Source organism: Sphingomonas radiodurans, assembly GCF_020866845.1.
In the GTDB taxonomy this organism is placed as follows: domain Bacteria; phylum Pseudomonadota; class Alphaproteobacteria; order Sphingomonadales; family Sphingomonadaceae; genus Sphingomonas; species Sphingomonas radiodurans.
In genome coordinates this window covers 434,318-458,227 of sequence record NZ_CP086594.1, presented here as the reverse complement: position 1 = coordinate 458,227, position 23,910 = coordinate 434,318, and the positions used below count along the sequence as shown (strand labels likewise).

20 protein-coding genes are annotated in these 23,910 nt (G+C 66.3%); 15 read left to right on the top strand and 5 right to left on the bottom strand.

What is annotated here, in order from left to right; translation table 11 throughout:
• Positions 1-2: 2 nt before the first annotated feature.
• Positions 3-374 carry a tRNA-binding protein gene (locus tag LLW23_RS02130; protein ID WP_228947146.1) on the bottom strand — a complete coding sequence of 124 codons (372 nt, stop codon included), beginning with the start codon at positions 372-374 and terminating at the stop codon, positions 3-5.
• A gap of 2 nt (positions 375-376) precedes the next feature.
• Positions 377-1,048, bottom strand: a complete 672-nt coding sequence (locus tag LLW23_RS02125; protein ID WP_228947145.1) for a glutathione S-transferase family protein — start codon at positions 1,046-1,048, stop codon at positions 377-379.
• A gap of 132 nt (positions 1,049-1,180) precedes the next feature.
• Here LLW23_RS02125 and LLW23_RS02120 point away from each other — a divergent pair, with 132 nt between their 5' ends.
• Positions 1,181-2,026 carry an enoyl-CoA hydratase-related protein gene (locus tag LLW23_RS02120; protein ID WP_228947144.1) on the top strand — a complete coding sequence of 282 codons (846 nt, stop codon included), beginning with the start codon at positions 1,181-1,183 and terminating at the stop codon, positions 2,024-2,026.
• Positions 2,027-2,065: 39 nt separating this feature from the next.
• Here the strand turns inward: LLW23_RS02120 and LLW23_RS02115 are convergent, their stop codons facing one another.
• From LLW23_RS02115 to LLW23_RS02105, 3 genes are all read right to left on the bottom strand, one after another.
• Positions 2,066-3,853 (bottom strand): AMP-dependent synthetase/ligase, encoded by a 1,788-nt coding sequence (locus LLW23_RS02115; RefSeq protein WP_228947143.1) that lies wholly within the window; start codon positions 3,851-3,853, stop codon positions 2,066-2,068.
• A gap of 173 nt (positions 3,854-4,026) precedes the next feature.
• Positions 4,027-5,751 carry a gamma-glutamyltransferase family protein gene (locus tag LLW23_RS02110; RefSeq protein ID WP_228947142.1) on the bottom strand — a complete coding sequence of 575 codons (1,725 nt, stop codon included), beginning with the start codon at positions 5,749-5,751 and terminating at the stop codon, positions 4,027-4,029.
• A gap of 31 nt (positions 5,752-5,782) precedes the next feature.
• The gene (locus LLW23_RS02105; protein ID WP_228947141.1) at positions 5,783-6,811 is read right to left on the bottom strand and encodes a quinone-dependent dihydroorotate dehydrogenase; all 1,029 of its coding nucleotides are present in this window, start codon (positions 6,809-6,811) and stop codon (positions 5,783-5,785) included.
• Positions 6,812-7,054: 243 nt separating this feature from the next.
• Here LLW23_RS02105 and LLW23_RS02100 point away from each other — a divergent pair, with 243 nt between their 5' ends.
• The 14 genes from LLW23_RS02100 to LLW23_RS02035 all read left to right on the top strand — a co-directional run bounded on the left by LLW23_RS02100 (position 7,055) and on the right by LLW23_RS02035 (position 23,869).
• Entirely contained in the window at positions 7,055-7,906 is an 852-nt protein-coding gene (locus LLW23_RS02100) for a helix-turn-helix domain-containing protein (protein ID WP_228947140.1), read from the top strand.
• A 76-nt stretch (positions 7,907-7,982) separates the two neighbouring features.
• On the top strand, positions 7,983-8,450 hold the full coding sequence (locus LLW23_RS02095; RefSeq protein WP_228947139.1) for an SUF system Fe-S cluster assembly regulator: 468 nt from the start codon (positions 7,983-7,985) through the stop codon (positions 8,448-8,450).
• A gap of 1 nt (position 8,451) precedes the next feature.
• Positions 8,452-9,915, top strand: coding sequence for a Fe-S cluster assembly protein SufB (sufB, locus tag LLW23_RS02090; protein ID WP_228947138.1), 1,464 nt, complete (start codon positions 8,452-8,454; stop codon positions 9,913-9,915).
• Complete coding sequence (locus tag LLW23_RS02085; protein ID WP_228947137.1) at positions 9,912-10,394, top strand: endonuclease domain-containing protein; 483 nt, start codon at positions 9,912-9,914, stop codon at positions 10,392-10,394. Before sufB ends, LLW23_RS02085 begins: the two co-directional genes overlap by 4 nt.
• 2 nt (positions 10,395-10,396) lie before the next feature.
• Positions 10,397-11,140: a Fe-S cluster assembly ATPase SufC gene (gene sufC, locus LLW23_RS02080; RefSeq protein ID WP_228948437.1), complete on the top strand. Its 744-nt coding sequence runs from the start codon at positions 10,397-10,399 to the stop codon at positions 11,138-11,140.
• Between the two features lie 154 nt (positions 11,141-11,294).
• Positions 11,295-12,365 (top strand): SufD family Fe-S cluster assembly protein, encoded by a 1,071-nt coding sequence (locus LLW23_RS02075; protein ID WP_228947136.1) that lies wholly within the window; start codon positions 11,295-11,297, stop codon positions 12,363-12,365.
• Between the two features lie 250 nt (positions 12,366-12,615).
• Positions 12,616-13,827 (top strand): aminotransferase class V-fold PLP-dependent enzyme, encoded by a 1,212-nt coding sequence (locus LLW23_RS02070; protein WP_228947135.1) that lies wholly within the window; start codon positions 12,616-12,618, stop codon positions 13,825-13,827.
• On the top strand, positions 13,824-14,306 hold the full coding sequence (locus LLW23_RS02065; protein WP_228947134.1) for an SUF system Fe-S cluster assembly protein: 483 nt from the start codon (positions 13,824-13,826) through the stop codon (positions 14,304-14,306). Before LLW23_RS02070 ends, LLW23_RS02065 begins: the two co-directional genes overlap by 4 nt.
• Positions 14,306-14,659: a HesB/IscA family protein gene (locus tag LLW23_RS02060; RefSeq protein ID WP_228947133.1), complete on the top strand. Its 354-nt coding sequence runs from the start codon at positions 14,306-14,308 to the stop codon at positions 14,657-14,659. Before LLW23_RS02065 ends, LLW23_RS02060 begins: the two co-directional genes overlap by 1 nt.
• 76 nt (positions 14,660-14,735) lie before the next feature.
• Positions 14,736-17,177 carry a glycogen/starch/alpha-glucan phosphorylase gene (locus LLW23_RS02055; protein ID WP_228947132.1) on the top strand — a complete coding sequence of 814 codons (2,442 nt, stop codon included), beginning with the start codon at positions 14,736-14,738 and terminating at the stop codon, positions 17,175-17,177.
• Complete coding sequence (glgB, locus tag LLW23_RS02050) at positions 17,174-19,327, top strand: 1,4-alpha-glucan branching protein GlgB (RefSeq protein WP_228947131.1); 2,154 nt, start codon at positions 17,174-17,176, stop codon at positions 19,325-19,327. Before LLW23_RS02055 ends, glgB begins: the two co-directional genes overlap by 4 nt.
• A 53-nt stretch (positions 19,328-19,380) precedes the next feature.
• Positions 19,381-20,640 carry a glucose-1-phosphate adenylyltransferase gene (gene glgC, locus LLW23_RS02045; RefSeq protein ID WP_228947130.1) on the top strand — a complete coding sequence of 420 codons (1,260 nt, stop codon included), beginning with the start codon at positions 19,381-19,383 and terminating at the stop codon, positions 20,638-20,640.
• 182 nt (positions 20,641-20,822) lie between these two features.
• The gene (gene glgA / locus LLW23_RS02040) at positions 20,823-22,253 is read left to right on the top strand and encodes a glycogen synthase GlgA (protein WP_228947129.1); all 1,431 of its coding nucleotides are present in this window, start codon (positions 20,823-20,825) and stop codon (positions 22,251-22,253) included.
• Complete coding sequence (locus LLW23_RS02035) at positions 22,250-23,869, top strand: alpha-D-glucose phosphate-specific phosphoglucomutase (protein ID WP_228947128.1); 1,620 nt, start codon at positions 22,250-22,252, stop codon at positions 23,867-23,869. Before glgA ends, LLW23_RS02035 begins: the two co-directional genes overlap by 4 nt.
• Positions 23,870-23,910 lie beyond the last annotated feature (41 nt).

The following is a 23,910-nucleotide window of genomic DNA, read 5'->3' as shown; positions in this document are numbered from 1 at the left end:
GTCTAAAACAGCCGCCCACCATCCGGGACCGGCATCACCGGCCCGATCAGCACGACCTTCCCCTCGGCATCCGGAAACCCGAGCGTCAGCACTTCGCTCATCATCGGACCAATCTGGCGCGGCGGAAAGTTCACCACCGCCATCACCTGTCGCCCGACCAGATCTTCCGATGTATGGTTCTCGGTGACCTGCGCCGACGATCGCCTGCGCCCGATCACTGGCCCGAAGTCGATCGTCAGCTTCAACGCCGGCTTGCGCGCCTCGGGAAACGGCTCGGCCGCCACTACAGTGCCAACACGAATGTCGACCTTCAGAAAATCGTCGAAGCCAATCGTCTCGGCGGCAGGAGCCGAAGCATCATGGTCAGCATGCATCGTCAGAAATCCGGGTTCTCGTAATAGTCCGGCGGCTCGATCCCACTCATCCGCTCGGCGAGCAAGGGGCGGAAGCTCCGCCGGCTCTTGAAGGCCGAATACCATTCCTTGGCGTGCGTGTGGCTCGACCAGTCGATCCCGCCGAGATAATCCGCGACCGAAATATGCGCCGCCGCCGCGAGATCGGCGAGGCTGATCGTCGCGCCGCCCATCCATTTGCGATGGTCGAGCAGGAAATCGATATAATCGAGGTGCCCGATCGCCGATTTCATCGCCTCGCGCAGCCGCGCCGCGTTGGGCGCCTGGCGATGGATCAGCCGCTTCACCATCCGCTCCTCTAGCAATGGCCCGCTGACGTCACGATAGAATTGCGTATCAAACCACGTAACCAACCGCCGGATCTCGGCGCGGTTCGCCGCCGATCCGTTGATCATCGCCGCGCGATCGATGGTCTCTTCGAAATATTCACAGATCGCCATCGAATCGATCAGCGTCGTGCCGCGCTCGGCATCCACCATCACCGGCGTCTGTCCCGCGGGATTGAGGTCGACGAACTCGTCGCGCCGCGCCCACGGCGTCTCGCGGATCAACTCATAGCCGACGTCCTTCTCGCCCAGCAGGATGCGCACCTTGCGGGTGAACGGACACAGGGTGAAATGATAAAGCTGCCACATGACGCCCAGTTAGTCGCAGCGGGCGACCGGCGGAAGCCGCTTTGGCGGGTGCCAGCCACCGCATGGCGCTTCGCCCGGCAGCGGGTTATGCATCGGCAAAAGCGGACGATGCGATCCGCGGGAGGAGAGCCGATGCCTTACGAACAAATCCATTATGCCGTCGACGGCCCTGTCGCGACGATCACGTTAGCTCGTCCCGATAAGCTAAACGCCTACACCGCGATCATGGGGATCGAGCTCGCCGCCGCGATCCGCGAAGCCGGCGCCGACGATGCCGTGCGCGCGATCATCGTCACTGGCGAGGGTCGCGGCTTTTGCGCGGGTGCGGATATCTCGGGCGGTGCCGACAGCTTCAACGGGGCCGGGCCGAACTTTACCTCGGCGGATCGCCCGCGCGAGGAAGGCGGCGGCTTCGTCGGCGCCTTGTTCGAGAGCACCAAGCCGACGATCGCCGCGATCAACGGCGCCGCGGTCGGCGTCGGCGCGACGCTCACCCTGCCGTGCGACATCCGCATCGCGAGCGACGCCGCGCGCTTCGGCTTCGTCTTCGCGCGCCGCGGCTTGGTGCCCGAGGCCGGCAGCGCATGGTTCCTGCCGCAGGTCGTCGGCCTGCCGCAGGCATTGCGCTGGTGCCTCTCGGGCCGGATCTTCGACGCCGCCGAGGCGCTCGCCGGCGGCCTCGTCAGCGAAGTCGTCCCTTCAGACGCGCTGCTCGCCCGCGCGCAGGAAATCGCGCGCGAGATCGCCGACAACACCGCCCCCGTCTCGATCGCGCTCACCCGCCAGATGCTGTGGCGCTTCGCCGGCGAGCCGTCCCCCGCAACCGCGCTCGCTGTCGACGGCCGCTTCGCGATGACGCTCGGTGCCGGCCCAGACGTGCGCGAAGGCGTCGCCGCTTTCCTCGACAAACGCGCCCCGAGCTTCCCCGGCCGCATCGCGACCGACATGCCGCCAGGCTATCCGTGGTGGGAGGGGTGAGTGGTTAATCCTCCCCGAGATATGCTCGGGGAGGATTGCTCACCCCTTGTACAACGCGTCCAGCCGCTCGCCATAAACCTGCCGCAGCACATGCCGGCGGATCTTCAAGCTTGGTGTCAGTTGCTCGTTCTCGATCGTGAACGGGCCATCGGCGAGGATAAACCGCCGCACCCGCTCGATGACCGACAGATCCTTGTTGGTCCGCTCCACCGCGCGCCCGATCGCAGCACGATAGTCGGCATTCTCCGATAGCCCGGCGAAATCGCACTTGGTTCCGGTCGCGGCGCAGAACTCCTGCGTCCACTCCGGATCGGGCACGATCACCGCAACCATATGCGGCTTGCGATCCCCCGCGATCATCGCCTGCATGATCTCGGGCTGCAGCGTGAGCATGCCCTCCACCTTCTGCGGCGCGACATTGTCGCCCTTGTCGTTGATGATCAGATCTTTCTTGCGATCAGTGATCTTCAGCCGCCCGGCCGCGTCGAACACGCCGATGTCGCCGGTGTGCAGCCAGCCGTCCTGCAGCACCCGCGCGGTTTCGGCCGGGTTGCGCCAATAGCCGTGCATCACGAGTTCGCCGCGCACCAGGATCTCGCCGTCCGCCGCGATCCGCACCTCAGTATCGGCCAGCGGCGGCCCGACGCCGTCCATCGTCACCCCCGCCTTGGGGCGGTTGCACGAGATAACCGGTCCTGATTCGGTCTGCCCATAGCCTTGCAGGAAGGTGACCCCGAGCGACTGGAAGAACACCCCCACCTCGGGCGTCAACGGCGCGCCGCCCGAGATCATCGCCTTCATCCGACCGCCGAACTTCTGCGCGATCCGTTGCTTGAATACCTTGTCGACGATAAGCGCCTTAGGCCGGTCGATCAGCCGCAGCGTGCCAGCCTCGCGCTTCGCCCCGATATCGAGCGCGGCGTGCAACAGCCGTTCGGTGATCCCGCCCTGCTTGGCGATCGCCTTGCTGATCCGCGTGCGCAGCACCTCGAACAGCCGTGGCACGACGAACATGATCGTCGGTCGCGTCTCCTCCATGTTCGCGGCGAGCTTCTCGAGACTCTCCGCATAATAGATCTGACCGCCCATGCCGACCGGCACGAACTGCCCGCCGGTATGCTCGTAGGCGTGGCTGAGCGGCAGGAACGACAGGAACACTTCGTCGTCCCAGCCGATGTCCTCGGAAATGCTGTTCGCGCATCCGGCGACATTGTGCAGGATCGCGCCATGATGCTGCATCACGCCGCGCGGCGCGCCGCCCGTGCCAGATGTGTAGATGATGCAGGCGGTATCGGCGCGGGTGAAGGTCGCCTGCGCCGCGACCGTCGCTGCATCGGTCGGATGCTCCTCGATCAGCGCGTGCCAGCTGCAGCTACGCACCCCCGATGGCCGCGGTCGTAGCGACTCGATCGCCACCACCGTCTCGATGTGCGTCGTGCGCAGCACTGCGCGCAGCAGCACGTCGGCCAGCTTTTGCGTCGAGACGATTACCGCGCGCGCGCCTGAATTCTCGATCACATGCGCATGATCGCGCTCGGTGTTGGTGATATAGGTCGGCACCGTCACGCAGCCAGCAGCCATGATCGCCAGATCGCTAAGGCACCATTCGGGCCGGTTCTCGCTCACCAGCATCACGCGGTCGCCCGGCTGCAGCCCTTGCGCCTTCAGCGCTGAGGCAAGGCTCGCCACTTGCCGCGCCGCCTCGGCCCAGCTGATCGGCTGCCACGCGCCATCGCGCTTCGCCCACAGGAACGGCGCATCGCCCCGTTCTCGCGCCCGCGTGAAGAACATCGTGACGAGATTCGGAAAATGTTCGAGCGTGCGCATTCAGGCCCCTCTAATTCCTCCCTGAGCTTCGCTCGGGGAGGGGGACCGTCGCGTAGCGATGGTGGAGGGGCTGTCTTGGCGAAACGGTCGCAACCCGCCAGCCCCTCCACCACCCGCTTCGCGGGCGGTCCCCCTCCCCGAACAAGTTCAGGGAGGATTATTATAGTCTTATATCACTCGCGCAGCGCCGTGCCGACACCACGCGGATCGGCTGCGCCGACCCAGCCCGCCGCCGTCTTCTCCGCCGCATTGGCCTTCAGCCCCAGCCTGCCCACCGACACCTTGTGCCCCATCGCCTTCAGCGCTGGCTGCATCGCCGGCAGGCTAGTGCCCTGTTCCAGCACCAGCCCGTCGCGGTTGAAATACATCAGCCCAAGCCCGATCGCCTCGCGCGCAGGCAGTTTCCAGTCGAGATGCGCGATGATCGCCTTGGCCACCTGCATGATGATCGTCTTGCCGCCCGCCGCACCGACCGTAAACACCGGCGCGCCGCTCGCGTCATAGACGATCGTCGGCGCCATCGACGATAGCGGCCGCTTGCCCGGCTGGACGCGATTGGCCACCGGCGCGCCGTCCCTCTCGGGCGCAGAGGTGAAATCGGTCAGCTCGTTGTTGAGGACAAAGCCGTTGGCGATCAGCTGGCTGCCAAACGGGCCTTCGACAGTCGAGGTCATCGTCGCGATATCGCCGGCACGATCCACTGCGATGAAGTGCGTCGTCCCCGGCACCTCGCGCTGCTCCGCCGCGGTACGGGGCTTCGCACCGGGCGGCGTCCCAGCCTCATAGCTGTTGCGCGCCTTGTCCAGCGCGATCAGCCCCGATCGTTGCGCAATATAGCCGCGATCAATCAGCCCGGCGACCGGCACCTCGACGAAGTCGGTGTCGGCGACGTACTTTTCCCGATCGGCATAGGCGAGCTGCATCGCCTCGCCGATCACGTGCCACGCCACCGGCGAATCCTTGCCGAGCTTCGCCATGTCGAAGCGCTCGACCATCCCCAGGATTTGCAACACCGTGGTCGCGCCCGACGATGGCGGCCCCATGCCGCAGACGCGATAGGTGCGATACATGCCGCACACCGGCGCGCGCTCCTTGGCTTGATAGGCGGTCAGATCCTTTATGGTCATGTCGCTCGGCGCGACGCCGGTTGTGGTCACCGCGCCGATCAGCGCTTTCGCATTCTCGCCGGTGTAGAAGGCGTTCGGGCCTTCCTTCGCGATCCGTCGCAGCAGCTTAGCGAGCGCCGGGTTCTTCACCGTCGCGCCTTCTGCGAGCGGCTTGCCGCCCTGTGTGTAGAGCGCCGCGATTTGCGGGAAGCGACCCGACGCTGCGCCGGTGCCGGTCGAGGTTCCGCCCTCTGGCCCCGCCACCGCCGTGCTACTGCCGGCCCACAGCGGCGACAGGTTTGCGCTCGCGGCCGCCATCGGGCGCGTTATTTTGTAGCCACCCTCCGCCAGCCGGATCGCCGGCGCGAACAGCGCTTTCCACGGCAGCTTGCCCCATTTCTTGTTCGCCAGCGCCGCCAGCCGGATATTGCCCGGCACGCCGACCGACTTGCCGCCGGGAAATGCCTGGATGTGGGGCAGGGGCTTGCCGTCGGTCCCGACAAAGCGCTGCGGCGTCGCTGCCATCGGGGCTTTCTCGCGCCCGTCGATCGTCTCGAGCGGCCCCTTGGCCGATTGATGCAACAGGAACCCGCCGCCGCCGATCCCGCTCGATTGCGGCTCGACCACCGTCAGCGCCAGCATCATCGCCATCGCCGCGTCCGCCGCCGATCCCCCGGCGCGCAGGATCTCCTGCCCCGCTTCGGTCGCCCGCGGATCGGCGGACGTGACCATGCCCTGCGCGAGGGCGGGGATCGGGGCGATCAGCGCTACGAGCGCCAGCAATCTTTTCATGTCGCGGACCCTATCGGCGGCTTCCGCAAGGTCAACCTGTGCCGACCGCCTCGCCGACGCTCGCGAACCCATCGCGCCGCAGCAGCGCCGCCAGCTCGTGCAGCAGCCGCATCGGCAAGGCTGGCCCGCCATAGGCCATCGCGCTGTACAGCTGCACCAGGCTCGCCCCCGCGCGGATCCGCGCATAGGCCTCCGCTCCACCGTCGATCCCCCCCGCCGTGATCAGCGGGATCGCGCCGCCAGTCGCGCGGCGGAAGTCGCTCAGCCGCTGGCGCGCGAGCGCGGCAAGCGGCGCGCCCGACAGCCCACCCTTTTCGCCCGCGTGCGGCGACGCGAGCGGCGGGCGCGATACGGTCGTGTTGCCGACGATCAGCGCATCGAGCCGGTGATCGATCACCGCGCGTGCGATATCGTCGATCGCGCTCGGCTCGAGATCGGGCGCGATCTTCAGGAACAATGGCCGCTCGCCCGCCGCAAGTCTCGTCGCCGCCAGCAGATCGCGCAATGCGGTCCCGTGCTGCAAGTCACGCAATCCGGGTGTGTTGGGTGAACTGACATTGATCGTTACGTAGTTGGCAACGCGCGCCGCCGCCGTGACGCCCGCGACGTAATCCGCGACTCGATCCGCGGCGTCCTTGTTGGCGCCGACGTTCAGCCCCAGCACGCCGCGGCGCTTCGCCGGCAGCCGTGCCAGCGCCGCCGCCAGCCCGCCATTGTTGAAGCCCATGCGATTGATCACGCCCTTGTCCGCGACGAGCCGGAACAGCCGCGGCTTGGGATTGCCCGGCTGCGGCAGTGGCGTCAGCGTGCCCACTTCGACCGCGCCGAACCCCAGCGCGTGGAGCCCGGTCACCGCTTCGCCATCCTTGTCGATCCCGGCGGCGACTCCCATCGGGTTGGCGAAGTCTATTCCGGCGACGCGGCTGCGCAAAATCGGATCGTTCATCTGCTGCCCGCCCGGCGCCCCGGCCAGGCCCCAGGCGCCAAGCGCACGAATCGTCAGCCGGTGTGCACGTTCGGCGTCGAGCGCGAACAGGGCAGGTCGCAGGAGAAAGCTCATCGCCCCCGCTGCTCATAAGCCGCGTGCAGAATCAAGCGGATGCGCAATGTCGGTTTCCCCCGACGTAAATGTCGGATCTGTCCAATACGCGGCGTCAAAACGAGTCTTTAACGGCGTTGCGACCCGAAGGGCTCCCATTCCGGGGGCTCTTTCCTCTGGCTCGGCCGTTTAGGCGGCCGAGCCACTTTTCATGTTGTTTTGAAAAGCGTATTGCCCGCTCGGGGAAACGGGGCGGGCACTGTGATGGATGTGAAGCTGGACTATCGGGTTCCGCCCGAGGATTTGCAGCCCTACGTCACTCTATTCTATCACTTCACCGCAAATATCCCATTGTTCGAGGATGTTGAGCGCGCCGATCACGCGCAGCTGCGGTTTCGCCTGTCGCCCGGCCGCGCCTCTTACGGCTTTCCAGACGGCACGCGGCAGGAAGCGCCGATGCTCCACGTCGTCGGCGCGACGACTGGCGCGATCAACACGCGCGCCGATGGTCCGCTCGTCGTCGTCGGCATGGGGCTGCAGCCGGCTGGCTGGATCGCGCTGCTCGGGATCGAGGCGTCGGCGATGATCAATCGTGCAATCGACGGCGTCGTCGCGTTCGGCGAGGGCATCAGCATTGCGGCCGACGCGATGCGCGCGACCGACGATATCGACGCCCGGATCGACATCGCCGCCGATTTCGTCCGCCGCTCGCTTCACGACGATGCCTCGCGCTCGCTCGATTTCGCGCGCCGCATCGATGCGTGGCTCGCCGGCAGCGCCTCGCCCGATCTCGACGAGCTGGTCACCACCACCGGCCTCTCGCGCCGCCAGGTCGAGCGGCGCTGCAACGCGCTGTACGGCGCCCCGCCCAAAGTGCTTGCCCGCAAATATCGCGCGCTGCGCGCCGCCTCCGCACTCGCCAGCGGCAGCGCATCGCTCGATACGCTGATCGAGGACGGCTTCTACGATCAGTCGCATCTGATCCGCGAGCTCAAGCGCTTCACCGGCCTCACGCCGCGGCAGATGCGCGAACAGCCGACCTTGCTCGCGCAGCTAACGATCAGCCAGCGTCACGCGCTCGCCGGCCAGGTCCATCCGATCATTTCGGACACCTGAACGCGGTTGATTTTGCCCACGTAAAGGCCCATCTCACAATCGGAACGATTTACTCCGATTTGAGAATTATTCGCAAATGCGCCTCTCCAGCCTGGCCGATTATGCGGTCGTTATGATGACCGCCGCGGCGCGCCACTGCGGCGGCATGGCGCGCGTCAACGCGACGAGCCTCGCGCAGGAAACCGGCGTGCCGCTCCCTACCGCGCAGAAGCTGGTCAGTCGCCTCTCGGCCGCCGGGCTGATCGAAAGCACGCGCGGCACCGGCGGCGGCTTCCGCCTCTCGCGCCCGCCGTCGGCTATCAGCCTCGCCGACGTGATCGAGGCGGTCGAAGGGCCGATCGGCCTCACCACTTGCGTCGACAATGATCGTCACGATTGCGCGCTTGACGGCACCTGCCTCGTCCGCCCGCACTGGTCGGTCGTCAACCGGGCGGTGCGCGACGCGCTCGCCGGTGTTTCGCTGACGCAACTCGCCACTCCCCTCCCGCTCGTCCCGGCCAAGGCCGTGGAACGCGCATCGACTGACATGAAGGTGGACGCCTGAAATGGCCGTGAAGAATGCCGAGGCGCTCGCCGCCGTGTCCAAGAAGTACGAATGGGGTTTCGCGACCGACGTCGAGACCGACTTCGCGCCTAAGGGCCTGACCGAAGACACGGTGCGGTACATCTCCGCCAAGAAGAACGAGCCCGAATGGATGCTCGACTGGCGCCTGAAGGCCTACCGCAAGTGGCTGACGATGGAATCGCCCAATTGGTCGAAGCTCAACATCCCGCCGATCGACTATCAGGACGCGTATTATTACGCGGAGCCGACGCAGAAGAAGACGATCGCCTCGCTCGACGAACTCGATCCCGAAATTCGTCGCACCTATGAAAAGCTCGGCATCCCGATCGCCGAGCAGGAAGTGCTCGCCGGCGTCGAGGGCGCGCGTCGCATCGCGGTCGACGCGGTGTTCGACAGCGTCTCGGTCGCCACCACCTTCCGCGCCGAGCTGAAGGCCGCTGGCGTCATCTTCCTGTCGATCTCGGAAGCGATCCGCGAATATCCCGAGATGGTGAAGAAGTGGCTCGGCAAGGTTGTGCCGCAGCACGACAATTACTTCGCGACGCTCAACAGCGCGGTCTTCTCCGACGGCACCTTCGTGTACATCCCCGAAGGCGTGCGCTGCCCGATGGAGCTGAGCACCTATTTCCGCATCAACGCCGAGAATACCGGCCAGTTCGAACGCACGCTGATCATCGCCGACAAGGGGTCGTACGTCTCGTACCTCGAAGGCTGCACCGCCCCGATGCGCGACGAGAACCAGCTCCATGCTGCGGTCGTCGAGCTGATCACGCTCGACGATGCCGAGATCAAATATTCGACCGTGCAGAATTGGTATCCCGGCGACGAGAATGGCGTCGGCGGCATCTACAATTTCGTCACGAAGCGCGCGCTTTGCCAGGGCAAGAACAGCAAGGTGAGCTGGACGCAGGTCGAAACCGGCAGCGCCGTAACGTGGAAATACCCGTCGTGCGTGCTGCTCGGCGACGGCAGCGTCGGTGAATTCTACTCGGTCGCCGTGACGAACAACCGCCAGCAGGCCGATACCGGCACCAAGATGATCCACTTGGGCAAAAACACCCGATCGACGATCGTGTCGAAGGGCATCAGCGCCGGCCGCTCGGACAACACGTACCGCGGCCTGGTGCGCGTCGCCCCCACTGCCGAGGGCGTGCGCAACTTCACCCAGTGCGATTCGCTGCTGCTCGGCGACCAGTGCGGCGCGCACACCATCCCGTACATCGAAGTTCGCAACCCGAGCGCGCAGATCGAGCACGAGGCGACCACCTCGAAGATCAGCGAAGACCAGTTGTTCTACGCCATGTCGCGCGGCCTCGACAGCGAAGCGGCGGTGGCGCTGATCGTCAACGGCTTCGCGCGCGAAGTGCTGCAGCAGCTCCCGATGGAGTTCGCGGTCGAGGCGCAGAAGTTGCTGGGGATTTCGTTGGAGGGTTCGGTGGGATGACCCTGACGCCGACCGACGAGGCAAGGCGCACCAACTCCCCTCCCCTTCAGGGGAGGGGCCGGGGGTGGGGCCTCTCCGCGAATACCATCGCCAGCCTGAACGACCGCGCCCACAACATGCGCCCCCAACCGACCGCGCCGGAAAAGCGCCTGTGGCTCATCCTGTCGAACTCGCAGCTCGACGGTTTCAAGTTTCGCCGCCAAGCGGTGATCGGCCAGCACACCGCCGACTTCCTCTGCCCCGCTGCGAAGCTGGTGATCGAAGTCGACGGCGACACGCATGAGCTCGACGCTGATCGTCGCCGCGACGCCGCGCTGGCTGCACACGGCTTGCGCGTACTGCACATCAGCAACACCGATGTAATGACCAACCTCGAAGGCGTTGCCGCGCTCATCCGTACCGCGCTCCACGCGCGGGCGGTTGTCGCGGACAGCCCCCACCCCAACCCCTCCCCTGAAGGGGAGGGGCTTGAAAGATGACCATGCTCCAGATCACCAACCTCCACGCCGAAATCGCCGGCACGCCCATCCTCAAGGGCCTCACCCTCACCGTGAACGCGGGCGAGATCCACGCGATCATGGGGCCGAACGGCGCGGGCAAGTCGACGCTCGGCTATGTCATCGGCGGCCGCCCGGGCTACGAAGTCACCGAAGGCAGCATCACCTTCAACGGCCAGGATCTGCTCGAACTCGCCCCCAACGAGCGCGCCGCCGCCGGCGTATTCCTCGGCTTCCAGTACCCGGTTGAAATTCCCGGCGTGTCGAACGTCCAGTTCCTCCGCGAGGCGCTCAACGCGCAGCGCACCAACCGCAGCGAAAAGCCGCTGTCGGGCGCCGAATTCCTCAAGCTCGCCCGCGAGGAAGCGCGCAAGCTTGAGATGGATGTCGAGATGCTCAAGCGCCCCGTCAACGTCGGCTTCTCGGGCGGCGAGAAGAAGCGCAACGAGATGGTCCAGATGGGCATCATCGATCCTAGTTTCGCGATCCTCGACGAGACGGACAGCGGGCTTGATATCGACGCGCTGCGCATCGTCGGCGACGGCATCAACCGCATCATGCGCCGCCCCGACAAGGCGGTGATGCTGATCACCCACTATCAGCGCCTGCTCGATTACGTGCGGCCCGATTTCGTCCACGTCCTCGCCGACGGCCGCATCACCCGCTCGGGCGGCGCCGAACTCGCGCACCAGCTCGAACGCGAAGGCTACACGGAGATCGCCGCGTGAGCGCGACGTCAGTCCTCCCCGCGCGAAGCGGGGGGAGGGGGACCATTTGCGCAGCAAATGGTGGAAGGGTCGGCGCAGCCGGCGCTTCGCGCCGCCCCTCTACCACGCCGCTGCGCGTCGCGGTCCCCCTCCCCGGCACGCTGGGGAGGACGAAGTGACTCTCCTCGATCTCCCCTCCACCCGCGCCGAAGCATGGCGCTGGGCCGATCTCGGCAGCCTCTCAGCCGCCGCCGCGCTCGCTTCCATCGCCGCGCCGGAAGCCGAGTTCCTCGATCTCCCCGGCGCCAAGCTGCTCTTCATCGACGGCAAGCTCGATGAAGCCCGCAGCGATCTACACCGCGTGACGATCACCGATCTCACGGCGGACGATCACGCGCTCGGCCGCCACGCGCGTGGGCTCGGCTGGTCTCTTCACCTCGCCACGCAAGGAGTCGCGGACCCGGTCCAGATCGTCCACGTCGCCACTGGCCGCGAGAATCATCTTCCGTCCGAGATCGTCCTTGCCGAAGACGCCGCTGCCACCGTCGTCGAAAGCTTTGTCGGCGCCGGCTGGCAGAACCGCTTCATGCGCACGCGCCTCGCCAAGGGCGCTCGGCTGATGCGCGCCGTCCGCCTGCTCCAGCCCGCGGGCTTCGTGTCACTGCGCGAAGCGGCCGAGGTTGGCGAAGCCGCCAGCCTCGTCACCACCTTCCTCGGTGCAGGCGGGCAGGGCAGCCGGATCGACGCGCAGCTGACGATGGCCGGGCAGGGCGCCTTCGTCGAATATGGCGGCGCGCTGCTCACATCCGCCGAACAAAAACAGGAATGCGCCGTCCGCGTGAACCACGCCCAGCCCAACGGCGCCTCGCGCCAGGTCTGGCGCGCGGTCGCGGCCGATCGCAGCCAGGTCAGCCTCGCCGCTGCGGTCGAAGTCGCGCGCCATGCGCAGAAGACCGACGGCGAGCAATCGCTCCGCGGCCTTCTCCTCGATCGCACCGCGACGGTGAACCTCAAGCCCGAGCTCGAAATCTTCGCCGACGACGTCAAATGCGCCCATGGCGCAACGGTGGGCGAACTCGATCGCGGCGCAATGTTCTACATGCAAAGCCGCGGCATCCCGCCCGAGCGCGCCAAGGCCATGCTCACCCGCGCCTTCGTCGCTGACGCGCTGGAGCGGATCGGTAACGAATCCATCCGCGACGCCTTCGAGGCGGACGCCGATGCATGGCTGGAAACCGCGCTGTGATAAGTGATGTGATCCTCCCCGGAACGGGGAGGGGGACCAGCGAAGCTGGTGGAGGGGGCCTTCCACAAGCGATTCCGCATGTGGCGATCCCCCTCCACCCCCGCGCTGTGCGCGGCGGTTCCCCTCCCCGTGCCGGGGAGGATCTGTCCTACATGCTCCAATCGCGTCAGCGTCCCCCCATGCCCGCCCAAACCCGAATGTTGAAACAACCCCGCCAGCGCCTCAACTTCCTCAACATTCGCGAGGCAGCATGACCATCCTCACCGCCACCCGCCCGCTCGACTTGGTCGCCGATTTCCCCGCGATCCCCGAAGGTTGGGCCTATCTCGACACCGCCGCGACGTCGCAAAAGCCGCAGGCCGTGATCGACGCCATCACTCGCGGCTACGACACCACCTACGCCACCGTCCACCGCGGCGTGTACCAGCGCTCGGCCGACATGACGCTCGCCTACGAAGCCGCGCGCTGCAGCGTTGCGCGCTTCATCGGCGGCCATGAAAGCGAGATCGTCTTCGTCCGCGGCGCAACCGAGGCGATCAATCTCGTCGCGCAATGCTGGGCCGGCACGCAGCTCAGGGCCGGTGACCGCATCCTCCTGTCCGCGCTCGAACACCACAGCAACATCGTGCCGTGGCAGATGATCGCGCAGCGCGTCGGCGCCGCAATCGATGTCATCCCGCTCACCGCCGACCACCGCATCGATCTCGACGCGATGGCGGCGATGATCACGCCCGCGCACAAGCTCGTCGCGCTCTCCCACGTCTCGAACGTTCTCGGCTCTGTCCTCGACATAAAGCGCGCCACCAAACTCGCGCACGACGTTGGCGCCAAGATCCTGATCGACGGCTGCCAGGCCGTGCCTCGCCTGCCGGTGAACGTCGCCGATCTCGGCTGCGACTTTTACGTCTTCTCCGCGCACAAGCTTTACGGCCCGACCGGGATCGGCGTGCTCTGGGGCAGGGCGGACCTCCTCGACGCCATGCCCCCCTATCAGGGCGGCGGCTCGATGATCGACCGTGTTACCTTCGCCAAGACCACCTACGCGCCGCCGCCAACGCGCTTCGAAGCCGGCACGCCGCACATCGTCGGCGCGCTCGGGCTTCATGCCGCGATCGATTATGTCGAGGCGATCGGCCTCGAAGTGATCCACGCCCACGAAACCGCGCTCGTCGCCCGCACCCGCGAAGCGCTGTCGTCGATCAACTCGGTCCGCCTGTTCGGCCCCGAGGACAGCGCCGGCATCGTCAGCTTCGTGATCGAGGGGGTGCATCCGCACGACATCGGCACCATCTTGGACGAAGCGAAGGTCGCGATCCGCGCCGGCCATCACTGCGCCCAACCGCTGATGGAGACGCTCGGCGTCGAGGCCACCGCTCGCGCCAGCTTCGGCGTCTACAACGGCCCGCAGGATGTCGATGCGTTGGTCGCAGGCATAGAAAGAGTAACGAGGATCTTCGGATGAGCAGTGAATTCCGCGTCGAAGAAGTGGCTGCCGAAACGAAACCGCCCCGCGCGCGTGTCGAAGACGCGGTGGATATGGCAGCCGAAACCCCCGCCGAAACCTTCGCCCGAAAGCGCGATTATCTCGACGGTTTCCTCGCGCAACAGCCGCAGGGCGAAAAGGCGCACGAGCCCGGCGGCGCGCTCTACGAGGCGGTCGTCGATGCGCTGAAGGATATCTTCGATCCCGAGATCCCGGTGAACATCTACGATCTCGGCCTGATCTACGGTGTCGAGGTCACTGACGGCGGTCATGCCGTGGTGACGATGACGCTGACGACGCCACATTGCCCGGTCGCCGAATCGATGCCCGCCGAGGTCGAGATGCGCGTCAGCGCGGTCCCCGGCATTGCAATGGCCGACGTGAACCTCGTCTGGGATCCGGCCTGGGATCCCGGCAAGATGACCGACGAAGCGCGGCTCGAACTGGGTATGTTGTGATGACCACCACGACCCGCACCCGCCCCGCCGCGCTCATCCTCACCGATGGTGCCAAGGCGCGCATCGCCGATCTGATGGACAAGGCGCCGGCGGACACGGTCGGGGTCAAGCTCTCGACCCCGCGCCGCGGCTGCTCGGGCCTGGCGTACTCAGTCGACTACATCAGCGAGGCGAAGCCGTTCGACGAGAAGATCGAAACCGACGGCGGTACGCTCTACGTCGACGGCGGCTCGATCCTGTACCTGATCGGCTCGACGATGGACTGGGTCGAGGACGATTTCACCGCCGGCTTCACCTTCGCCAATCCCAACGCCAAGGGCGCCTGCGGCTGCGGCGAAAGCTTCACCGTCTAGCGTCCCGTAAAAATCCGTGGGTTCGGCGCGGCATCAGGCGTGACTCCGCGGCCCGCGTCGCTAATCTTTGGCGGACATGACCACGCCCGCGCTCGCTCCAAGCCCAGCTCCCGCCAACGATCGCTCGCCACTGGCCGAGCGGATCGTCGACACGCTCATCCACCGCATCGGCAAGGACGAGCGCGCCGCCCGCAAGCACGATTGGCTCGAGGCGACGATACTCACGCTGCGTGACGAGATCATCGACAAGTGGATGGCCTCCACCCGCGCTGCGCACGCCGCGCAGGCCAAGCGCGTCTATTATCTCAGCCTCGAATTTCTCATCGGCCGCTTGTTGCGCGACGCGTTGTCGAACCTCGGCCGCAACAACGAGGTCGGCCGCGCGCTCGCTTCGCTCGGAATCGACCTAGTCGAGATCGAGGAGATCGAGCCCGATGCGGCGCTGGGCAATGGCGGCCTCGGCCGGCTGGCGGCGTGCTTCATGGAAAGCCTCGCGACGCTCGATCTGCCCGCCTACGGCTATGGCATCCGCTACGTGAACGGCATGTTCCGCCAGCGGCTCGACGATGGCTGGCAGGTCGAACTGCCCGAGAACTGGCTGTCGCACGGCAATCCATGGGAATTCGAGCGCCGCGAAAGCGCTTATTTCATCGGTTTCGGCGGCGAGGTGACCGGCAACGACACGGGGATTGTCCACTGGAAACCCGCCGAGGCGATCGAGGCCATCGCTTATGACACGCCCGTCGTCGGCTGGCGCGGCAAGCGCGTCAACACGCTGCGGCTGTGGAGCGCGCGCGCGTTCGATCCGATTCACCTCGATGCCTTCAACGCTGGCGACCACATCGGCGCGCTCGCCGGGCAAGCGCGCGCCGAAAGCCTGGTGCGCGTGCTTTACCCCAATGATTCGAACGCATCGGGGCAGGAGCTTCGGCTGCGGCAGGAGTATTTCTTCTCCTCAGCTTCGATCCAGGACATCGTCCGTCGTCACGTCCAATATTTCGGTGACGTGCGCACGCTCGCCGACAAGGCTGCGATCCAGCTCAACGATACGCACCCCGCCGTATCGGTCGCCGAGCTGATGCGGCTGCTGATCGACCAGCACGATCTCGGCTTCGACGAAGCGTGGGAGGTGACGCGCAAGACGTTCGGCTACACCAACCACACCTTGCTGCCCGAAGCGCTAGAAAGCTGGCCGCTGCCGTTGTTCGAACGGCTGCTGCCGCGGCACATGCAGCTCGTCTATGCAATCAACGCGAAGGTGTTGCGTCAGGCGCGCAAGGCGCCCGGCGTCGATGATGCCGCGATCAGCGCGATCAGCCTGATCGACGAGGGCGGCGAGCGGCGCGTGCGGATGGCGAACCTCGCCTTCGTCGGCAGCCACAGCGTCAATGGCGTTGCGGCGCTCCACACCGATCTGATGAAGCAGACGGTGTTCGCCGATCTCCACCGGCTGTATCCCGATCGGATCAACAACAAGACTAACGGCATCACCCCGCGGCGCTGGCTGATGGAGTGCAACCCGCGCCTCACCGCGCTGATCCGCGACGCCATCGGGCCCGAGTTCTGCGACAATACCGCGCTGATCAAGGGCTTGGAATCGTTCGCCGACGACTCCTCGTTCCAAGAGCGGCTCGCCGAGGTGAAGCGGTCTAACAAGGTGGCGCTGGCGAAGTACATCAAGGACAGCATGGGGCTGCGGCTTGATCCCGACGCGCTGTTCGACGTGCAGATCAAGCGCATCCACGAATACAAGCGCCAGCTGCTCAACATCATCGAGACGGTCGCGCTCTATGATCAGATCCGCAGCCACCCCGAACGCGACTGGACGCCGCGGGTGAAGCTGTTCGCCGGGAAGGCCGCGTCGAGCTATCACAACGCCAAGCTGATCATCAAACTGGCGAACGATGTCGCGCGGCGGATAAACGGCGATCCGCTCGTCGGCGGCCTGTTGAAGGTCGTGTTCATCCCCAATTACAACGTCAGCCTGGCGGAGCGGATCATCCCCGCGGCCGATCTGTCCGAACAGATTTCCACAGCCGGGATGGAGGCATCGGGCACCGGCAACATGAAGTTCGCGCTCAACGGCGCGCTGACGATAGGCACGCTCGACGGCGCCAATATCGAGATCAAGGATCGCGTCGGCGACGACAACATCTTCATCTTCGGCCTCGACGCCGACGAGGTCGCGGCAAAGCGCGCCAACGGCTATGCGCCGCGCGAAGTGATCGAGGGCAGCCGGGAATTGTCGCAGGCGGTGAACGCAATCGCTTCCGGCGTGTTCTCCCCTGATGATCCGCAACGCTACAAGGGCCTCGTGGATGGGCTTTACGGTGGCGACTGGTTCATGGTCGCGGCGGATTTCGATGCGTACGCCGCCGCGCAGCGCCGCGTCGATGCGCGCTGGGCCGATCAGCCCGCGTGGCGCGCGTCGGCGGTCCGCAACGTCGCCAACGTCGGCTGGTTCTCGTCTGATCGCACGATCAGCGAATACGCCCGCGACATCTGGGGCGTGATGTGAAGCCGCCACAGGGCGCAATCTCCGCGCTATTGGCTGGCCAACACGACGATCCCTTCGCGCTGCTCGGCGCGCATGCGGGGCCCGACGGCACCTTCGCCCGCGCATTGATCCCCGGCGCGGAAGCCGCCGAGGCGCACGATCTGTCCGGCACGTTGCTGGGCGCGCTGGAGCGGGTCGATGACCGCGGCCTGTTCGAAGGCATCGTCGCCGGCGATCCGCAGCCGCTGCGCTACCACGCGCAAGGTGGCGGCGCGGAATGGTGGGTCACCGATCCCTACAGCTTCGGCCCCGTGCTTGGACCCGTCGACGATCTGTTGATGGCCGAGGGCACGCACTTCCGCCTGCACGACAAGCTCGGCGCGCACCTGATCGAGCACCAAGGCGCCAGCGGCATGCACTTCGCCGTCTGGGCGCCGCACGCCCGGCGCGTGTCGGTGGTCGGCGACTTCAACGACTGGGACGGCACACGCCACCTCATGCGTCGCCGCGGCGATGTCGGCGTGTGGGAGATCTTCCTGCCCGACATCGGCCCCGGCCGGCATTACAAATACGAGATCATCGGTGGCGACGGCCAGCTTCAGCCGCTGAAGGCCGATCCCTACGCCTTCGCCACCGAGCTTCGCCCCGGCACCGCCTCGATCACCACCGGACCCCCCACACATATCTGGGGCGACGCCGATCACCAGGCGCATTGGCAGACGATCGATCCGCGCCGCGTGCCCGTCAGCATCTATGAGGTCCACGCCGGATCGTGGCAGCGCGACGCCGACGGCTGGTTCCTCACCTGGGATGCGCTCGCCGACCGGTTGATCCCGTACGTCGTCGAGATGGGCTTCACCCATATCGAATTCATGCCGATTGCCGAGCATCCCTATGATCCGTCCTGGGGCTATCAGACGACCGGGCTCTACGCCCCCTCGGCGCGGTTCGGCGACATCGAGGGGTTCGCGCGCTTCGTCGATGGCGCGCATCGCGCCGGCATCGGCGTGCTGCTCGATTGGGTGCCCGCGCACTTCCCGATCGACGCGTACGGCCTCGCGCGCTTCGACGGCACCGCGCTGTACGAGCATGATGATCCGCGGCTCGGCTATCACCCCGACTGGAACACCGCGATCTACAATTTCGGCCGGCGCGAGGTGGCGGCTTTCCTAGTCAACAACGCGCTGTTCTGGGCCGAGCGCTATCATATCGACGGCCTGCGCGTCGATGCGGTCGCCTCGATGCTGTACCGCGATTATAGCCGCAAGGCCGGCGAATGGATCCCCAATGCCGAGGGTGGCCGCGAGAATTGGGAAGCCGCCTCGTTCCTTCAGTCGATGAACACGGCGGTCTACGGCGCGCACCCCGGCATCTTCACCATCGCCGAGGAATCGACCGCTTGGCCTGGCGTCACCCACCCGGCGTACGACGGCGGGCTGGGGTTCGGCTTTAAGTGGAACATGGGCTTCATGCACGATACGCTGAAGTATATGGCGCGCGAGCCGGTCCACCGCCGCCACCATCATCAGGACATCACCTTCGGGCTGATGTACGCCTTCAGCGAAAATTACGTCCTGCCGCTCAGCCACGACGAAGTCGTCCACGGCAAGGGCTCGCTGCTTGCGAAGATGAGCGGTGACGACTGGCAGCAATTCGCCAATCTTCGCGCCTATTACACGATGATGTGGGGCTATCCCGGCAAGAAGCTGTTGTTCATGGGGCAGGAATTCGCCCAGCGCCGCGAGTGGAGCGAGGATCGCGCGCTCGACTGGAACCTGTGCCACGCGCCCGCGCACGAAGGCGTGCGCAAGCTCGTCCGCGATCTCAACCGGCTGTACCGCGAAAAGCCTGCGCTCCACGCGCGCGATTGCGAGCCCGAGGGTTTCGAGTGGGTCGTGGCGGACGATGCGGCCAATTCGGTCTTCGTCTGGCTGCGCAAGGCACCCGACGCACCCCCGATCGTCGTTATCTGCAACATGACCCCGATCGCGCGCGCACCTTATCGCATCCCGCTGCCGCACAACGGCCGCTGGCGCGAGATCCTGAATTCTGACGCGCACGATTACTGGGGCTCGGGGCTCGGCAACCTTGGCGGCGTCACCGCAAAGGACGGCGCCGCCATGGTAACGCTGCCCCCGCTTGCTACGATCATGTTGGAATACGACGGCTGAATGTCCCCGTCCGCAAGCGGGAAGGGGCGACGAGAACAAAGAAAGGCGAGAGGATGGATCACCGCAAAGGACAGCCGCTCGCGCGTGACGCGATGGCGTATGTGCTCGCCGGCGGGCGCGGCAGCCGGCTCGCCGAGTTGACCGACGCCCGCGCCAAACCCGCAGTCTATTTCGGCGGCAAGAGCCGGATCATCGATTTTGCGCTGTCGAACGCGCTCAATTCGGGCATCCGCCGCATCGGCGTCGCAACGCAATACAAGGCGCACTCGCTGATCCGCCACCTCCAGCATGGCTGGAACTTCCTGCGCCCCGAGCGCAACGAAAGCTTCGACATCCTGCCCGCCTCGCAGCGCGTCAGTGAATTTCAATGGTATGAAGGCACCGCCGACGCCGTCTTCCAGAATATCGACATCGTCGAAAGCTACGGCCCGGAATACATGGTCATCCTCGCGGGCGACCACATCTACAAGATGGATTACGAGCTGATGCTCCAGCAGCACGTCGACCAAGGCGCCGACGTGACGGTCGCGTGCATGGAAGTGCCGCGGATGGAGGCGGTTGCGTTCGGCGTGATGCACATCGACGAGACCGACCGGATCATCGACTTCTTCGAAAAGCCCGCCGATCCGCCGGCGATGCCCGGCAAGCCGGACATCGCGCTCGCCTCGATGGGCGTCTATGTCTTCAACACCAAGTTCCTCTTCGATCAGCTCCGCCGCGATGCCGAGACGCCGGGCTCGAACCGCGATTTCGGCAAGGATATCATCCCCTGGCTGGTCAAGAACGGCCGCGCGATCGCACACCAGTTCAGCACCTCGTGCGTCCGCTCATCGAACGAATCATCCTCCTATTGGCGCGATGTCGGCACGGTGGACGCCTATTGGGAGGCCAACATCGATCTTACCGATGTTGTCCCCGCGCTCGACCTGTACGATCGCTCCTGGCCGATCTCGACCTATTCGGAGCTGACCCCGCCGGCGAAGTTCGTCCACGACATCGAGGGCCGACGCGGCTCCGCGGTCGCCAGCCTTGTCTCGGGCGACTGCATCGTCTCGGGGTCGTCGATCCACAAGTCGCTGCTGTTCACCGGCGTCCGCACGCACAGCTTCGCGATGCTCGATGAAGCAGTCGTGCTGCCCTATGTCCACATCGGCCGCGGCGCCCGGCTGCGGAAGGTCGTGATCGACCGCGGCGTCGAAATCCCCGACGGCCTCGTCGTCGGCGACGATCCGGTACTCGACGCCAAACGCTTCCGCCGCACCGACAGTGGCGTCTGCCTGATCACCAAACCGATGATCGACCGGCTCGCGTGATCCTCCCCAAACCAATCCTCCCCGGAACGGGGAGGGGGACCACGCGCAGCGTGGTGGAGGGGCTGGCTTGGCGAACCGCTGCCCCAAACCAGCCCCTCCACCACGCCGCTGCGCGCCGCGGTCCCCCTCCCCGTGCCGGGGAGGATGTGGGTATCGCCTGCTCGCCTCCCGGATCAAACTAAGTGCGCGTCCTCTCCGTCGCCTCCGAAGCCTACCCCCTCATCAAGACCGGCGGACTCGCGGACGTCGTCGGCGCACTCCCTGCCGCGCTGACCCCCCACGCCATCACCACCACGACACTGCTCCCCGGCTACCCCGCCGTGCTGAAAGCCACCACCGGCCGCCCCATCCACAAATGGCGGGATCTGCTCGGCACCGAAGCCCGTCTTCTCCGCGGAGACATCGCCGGCCACCCGCTGCTCGTCCTCGACGCCCCCACGCTCTACGCCCGCGACGGTGGCCCTTACGCCGACGCCACCGGCCAGGACTGGCCCGACAATTGGCGCCGCTTCGCCGCCCTCGCTTACGCCGCGGCGGACATCGCTAGCAGCGCCGTCAAGAACCTGACCTTCGACATCCTTCACGCGCACGATTGGCAAGCCGCGCTCGCCCCGGCCTACCTTCGCTACGCCGCCGCCCCGGTGAAATCGGTCGTGACGGTCCACAACATCGCCTTTCAGGGCCGTTTCGATGCCGCCATCTTCGACGAGCTCGGCTTGCCCCCCGAAGCGTGGTCGATCGACGGAGTCGAATATTATGGCGGCGTCGGCTTCCTGAAGGCTGGTCTCGAGGCCGCTGACGCGATCACCACCGTCAGCCCGACCTACGCGCGCGAGATCCTCCAGCCCGAATTCGGCATGGGCCTCGAAGGCCTGATCGCCACCCGCGCCGCGGAGGTCCACGGCATCGTCAACGGCATCGACCCGGCGGTCTGGAGCCCCGAACACGATCCCGCGCTCCCCGCGCGCTACACCGCCCGCACGCTCGCCCGCCGCGCCGCCAACAAGCGCGCCGTCGAACGCACGTTCGGGCTCGACGCCGGCAACGGCCCAATCGCCACCGTCATCAGCCGGCTGACATGGCAGAAGGGCATGGACGTGCTTGCCGATTGCCTCGACGATCTTGTCGCAATGGGTGGCCGGCTGGCGCTGCTCGGCTCGGGCGATGCCGCGCTCGAACAGGCGTTCCTTGCCGCGGCCGAGCGTCACCCCGGCCGCATCGGCGTGCGCATCGGCTATGACGAGCCGGTCTCGCACTTGCTGCAGGGCGGGGCGGACGCGATCCTGATCCCGTCGCGCTTCGAGCCATGCGGGCTGACCCAGCTTTACGGTCTCGCTTACGGCTGCGTCCCCGTCGTCGCGCGCACCGGCGGGCTGGCCGATACGATTATCGACGCCAACGCCGCCGCGCTCGCTGCCGGCGTCGCGACCGGCATCCAGTTCGACGGCGTCACGCGAGAGTCGCTGATCCATGCTTTGCGCCGCCTGATCGCGCTTTATGCCGATCCGCTGCGATGGCAGACGCTGCAGCGCCGCGGCATGGGCGCGGACTTTTCATGGGGCACGAGCGGGGCAGCCTATGCCGCGCTCTGTCGGGGATTGATCGAGGCATGATCGAAACGGTGGCGACCACGCCTTTCACCGGGCAGAAGCCCGGCACGTCCGGGCTGCGCAAGAAGGTGAAGGTCTTCCAGCAGCCGCATTACGCCGAGAACTTCATCCAGTCGGTGTTCGACGTGGTGGAGGACAAGCAGGGCGCGACGCTCGTGATCGGCGGCGACGGCCGCTTCCTCAACCGCGAGGTGATCGCCATTGCGATCCGCATGGCCGCCGCGAACGGCTTCGGCCGCGTCGTGGTGGGGCAGGGTGGTATCCTCTCGACTCCCGCCGCGTCGCACATGATCCGCATCCGCGGCGCGATCGGCGGGCTGATCCTGTCCGCGAGCCACAATCCGGGCGGCCCCGACGAGGATTTCGGCATCAAGTATAATGTCGCCAACGGCGGCCCCGCGCCCGAAAAGGTGACCGAGGCGATATTCGCGCGCACGACGACGATCGACCGCTACCTGATCGCTGGCGCCGCCGACATCGATCTCGACACGCTCGGCGAAAGCGATCTCGCCGGCATGGCGCTCGAGATCGTCGATCCGGTCACTGATTATGCCGCGCTGATGGAGACGCTGTTCGACTTCCCCGCGATCCGCGCGGCTGGCCTGACGATGGCGTTCGACGCGATGAGCGCCGTCACCGGCCCGTACGCTACCGAGATCCTCGAGCGGCGACTCGGCTTCGAACCCGGCACGGTCCTCAACGGCATCCCGCTCGAGGACTTCGGCGGCCACCATCCCGATCCCAACCTCGTCCACGCACGCGATCTCTACGATCTGATGATGGCACCCGGTGCGCCCGATTTCGGCGCCGCGTCGGATGGCGACGGCGATCGCAACCTGATCATCGGCCACGGCATCTTCATCACCCCGTCGGATAGCCTCGCGATGCTCGCCGCCAACGCGCATCTTGCGCCGGGCTATGCCGGCGGCCTGAAGGGCATCGCCCGCTCGATGCCGACCAGCGCCGCCGCTGACCGCGTCGCGGAAGCGCTCGGCATCCCCGCGTACGAGACGCCCACGGGGTGGAAATTTTTCGGCAACCTGCTCGACGCCGGCAGGGCAACGATCTGCGGCGAGGAGAGCGCCGGCACCGGCTCGGATCACGTCCGCGAGAAGGACGGGCTCTGGGCCGTGCTGCTCTGGCTCAATATCCTCGCGGTGACGGGCAAGTCCGCGCAGCAGATCGCGCAGGAACATTGGGCACGCTTCGGCCGCAACTATTACGCGCGCCACGATTATGAAGGCGTCGAAAGCGCCGCCGGAGACGCGTTGATGGGGGCGCTCCGCGACAGGCTCGCCACGCTGCCCAGGCAGACCTTCGGCGCGCTGACGATCGAAGCTGCCGACGACTTCGCCTATGAAGACCCGACCGACGGTTCGGTCAGCCGCAACCAGGGCGTCCGCATCCTGTTCGAGGGCGGCAGCCGAGTCGTGTTCCGCCTGTCGGGCACCGGCACGAGCGGCGCCACCGTGCGCGTCTACCTCGAACGCTACGAATCCCCGACCGGCACGCTCGACGCCGACACCACCACGATGCTCGCCGAAATCACGGCCGCCGCCGAAGAAATCGCCGGCATCACCCACTACACCGGCCGCACCGCCCCGGATGTCGTGACGTGAGCGGACTGAAACGCGGGTCTCGACGACCCCGTCATGCCGGG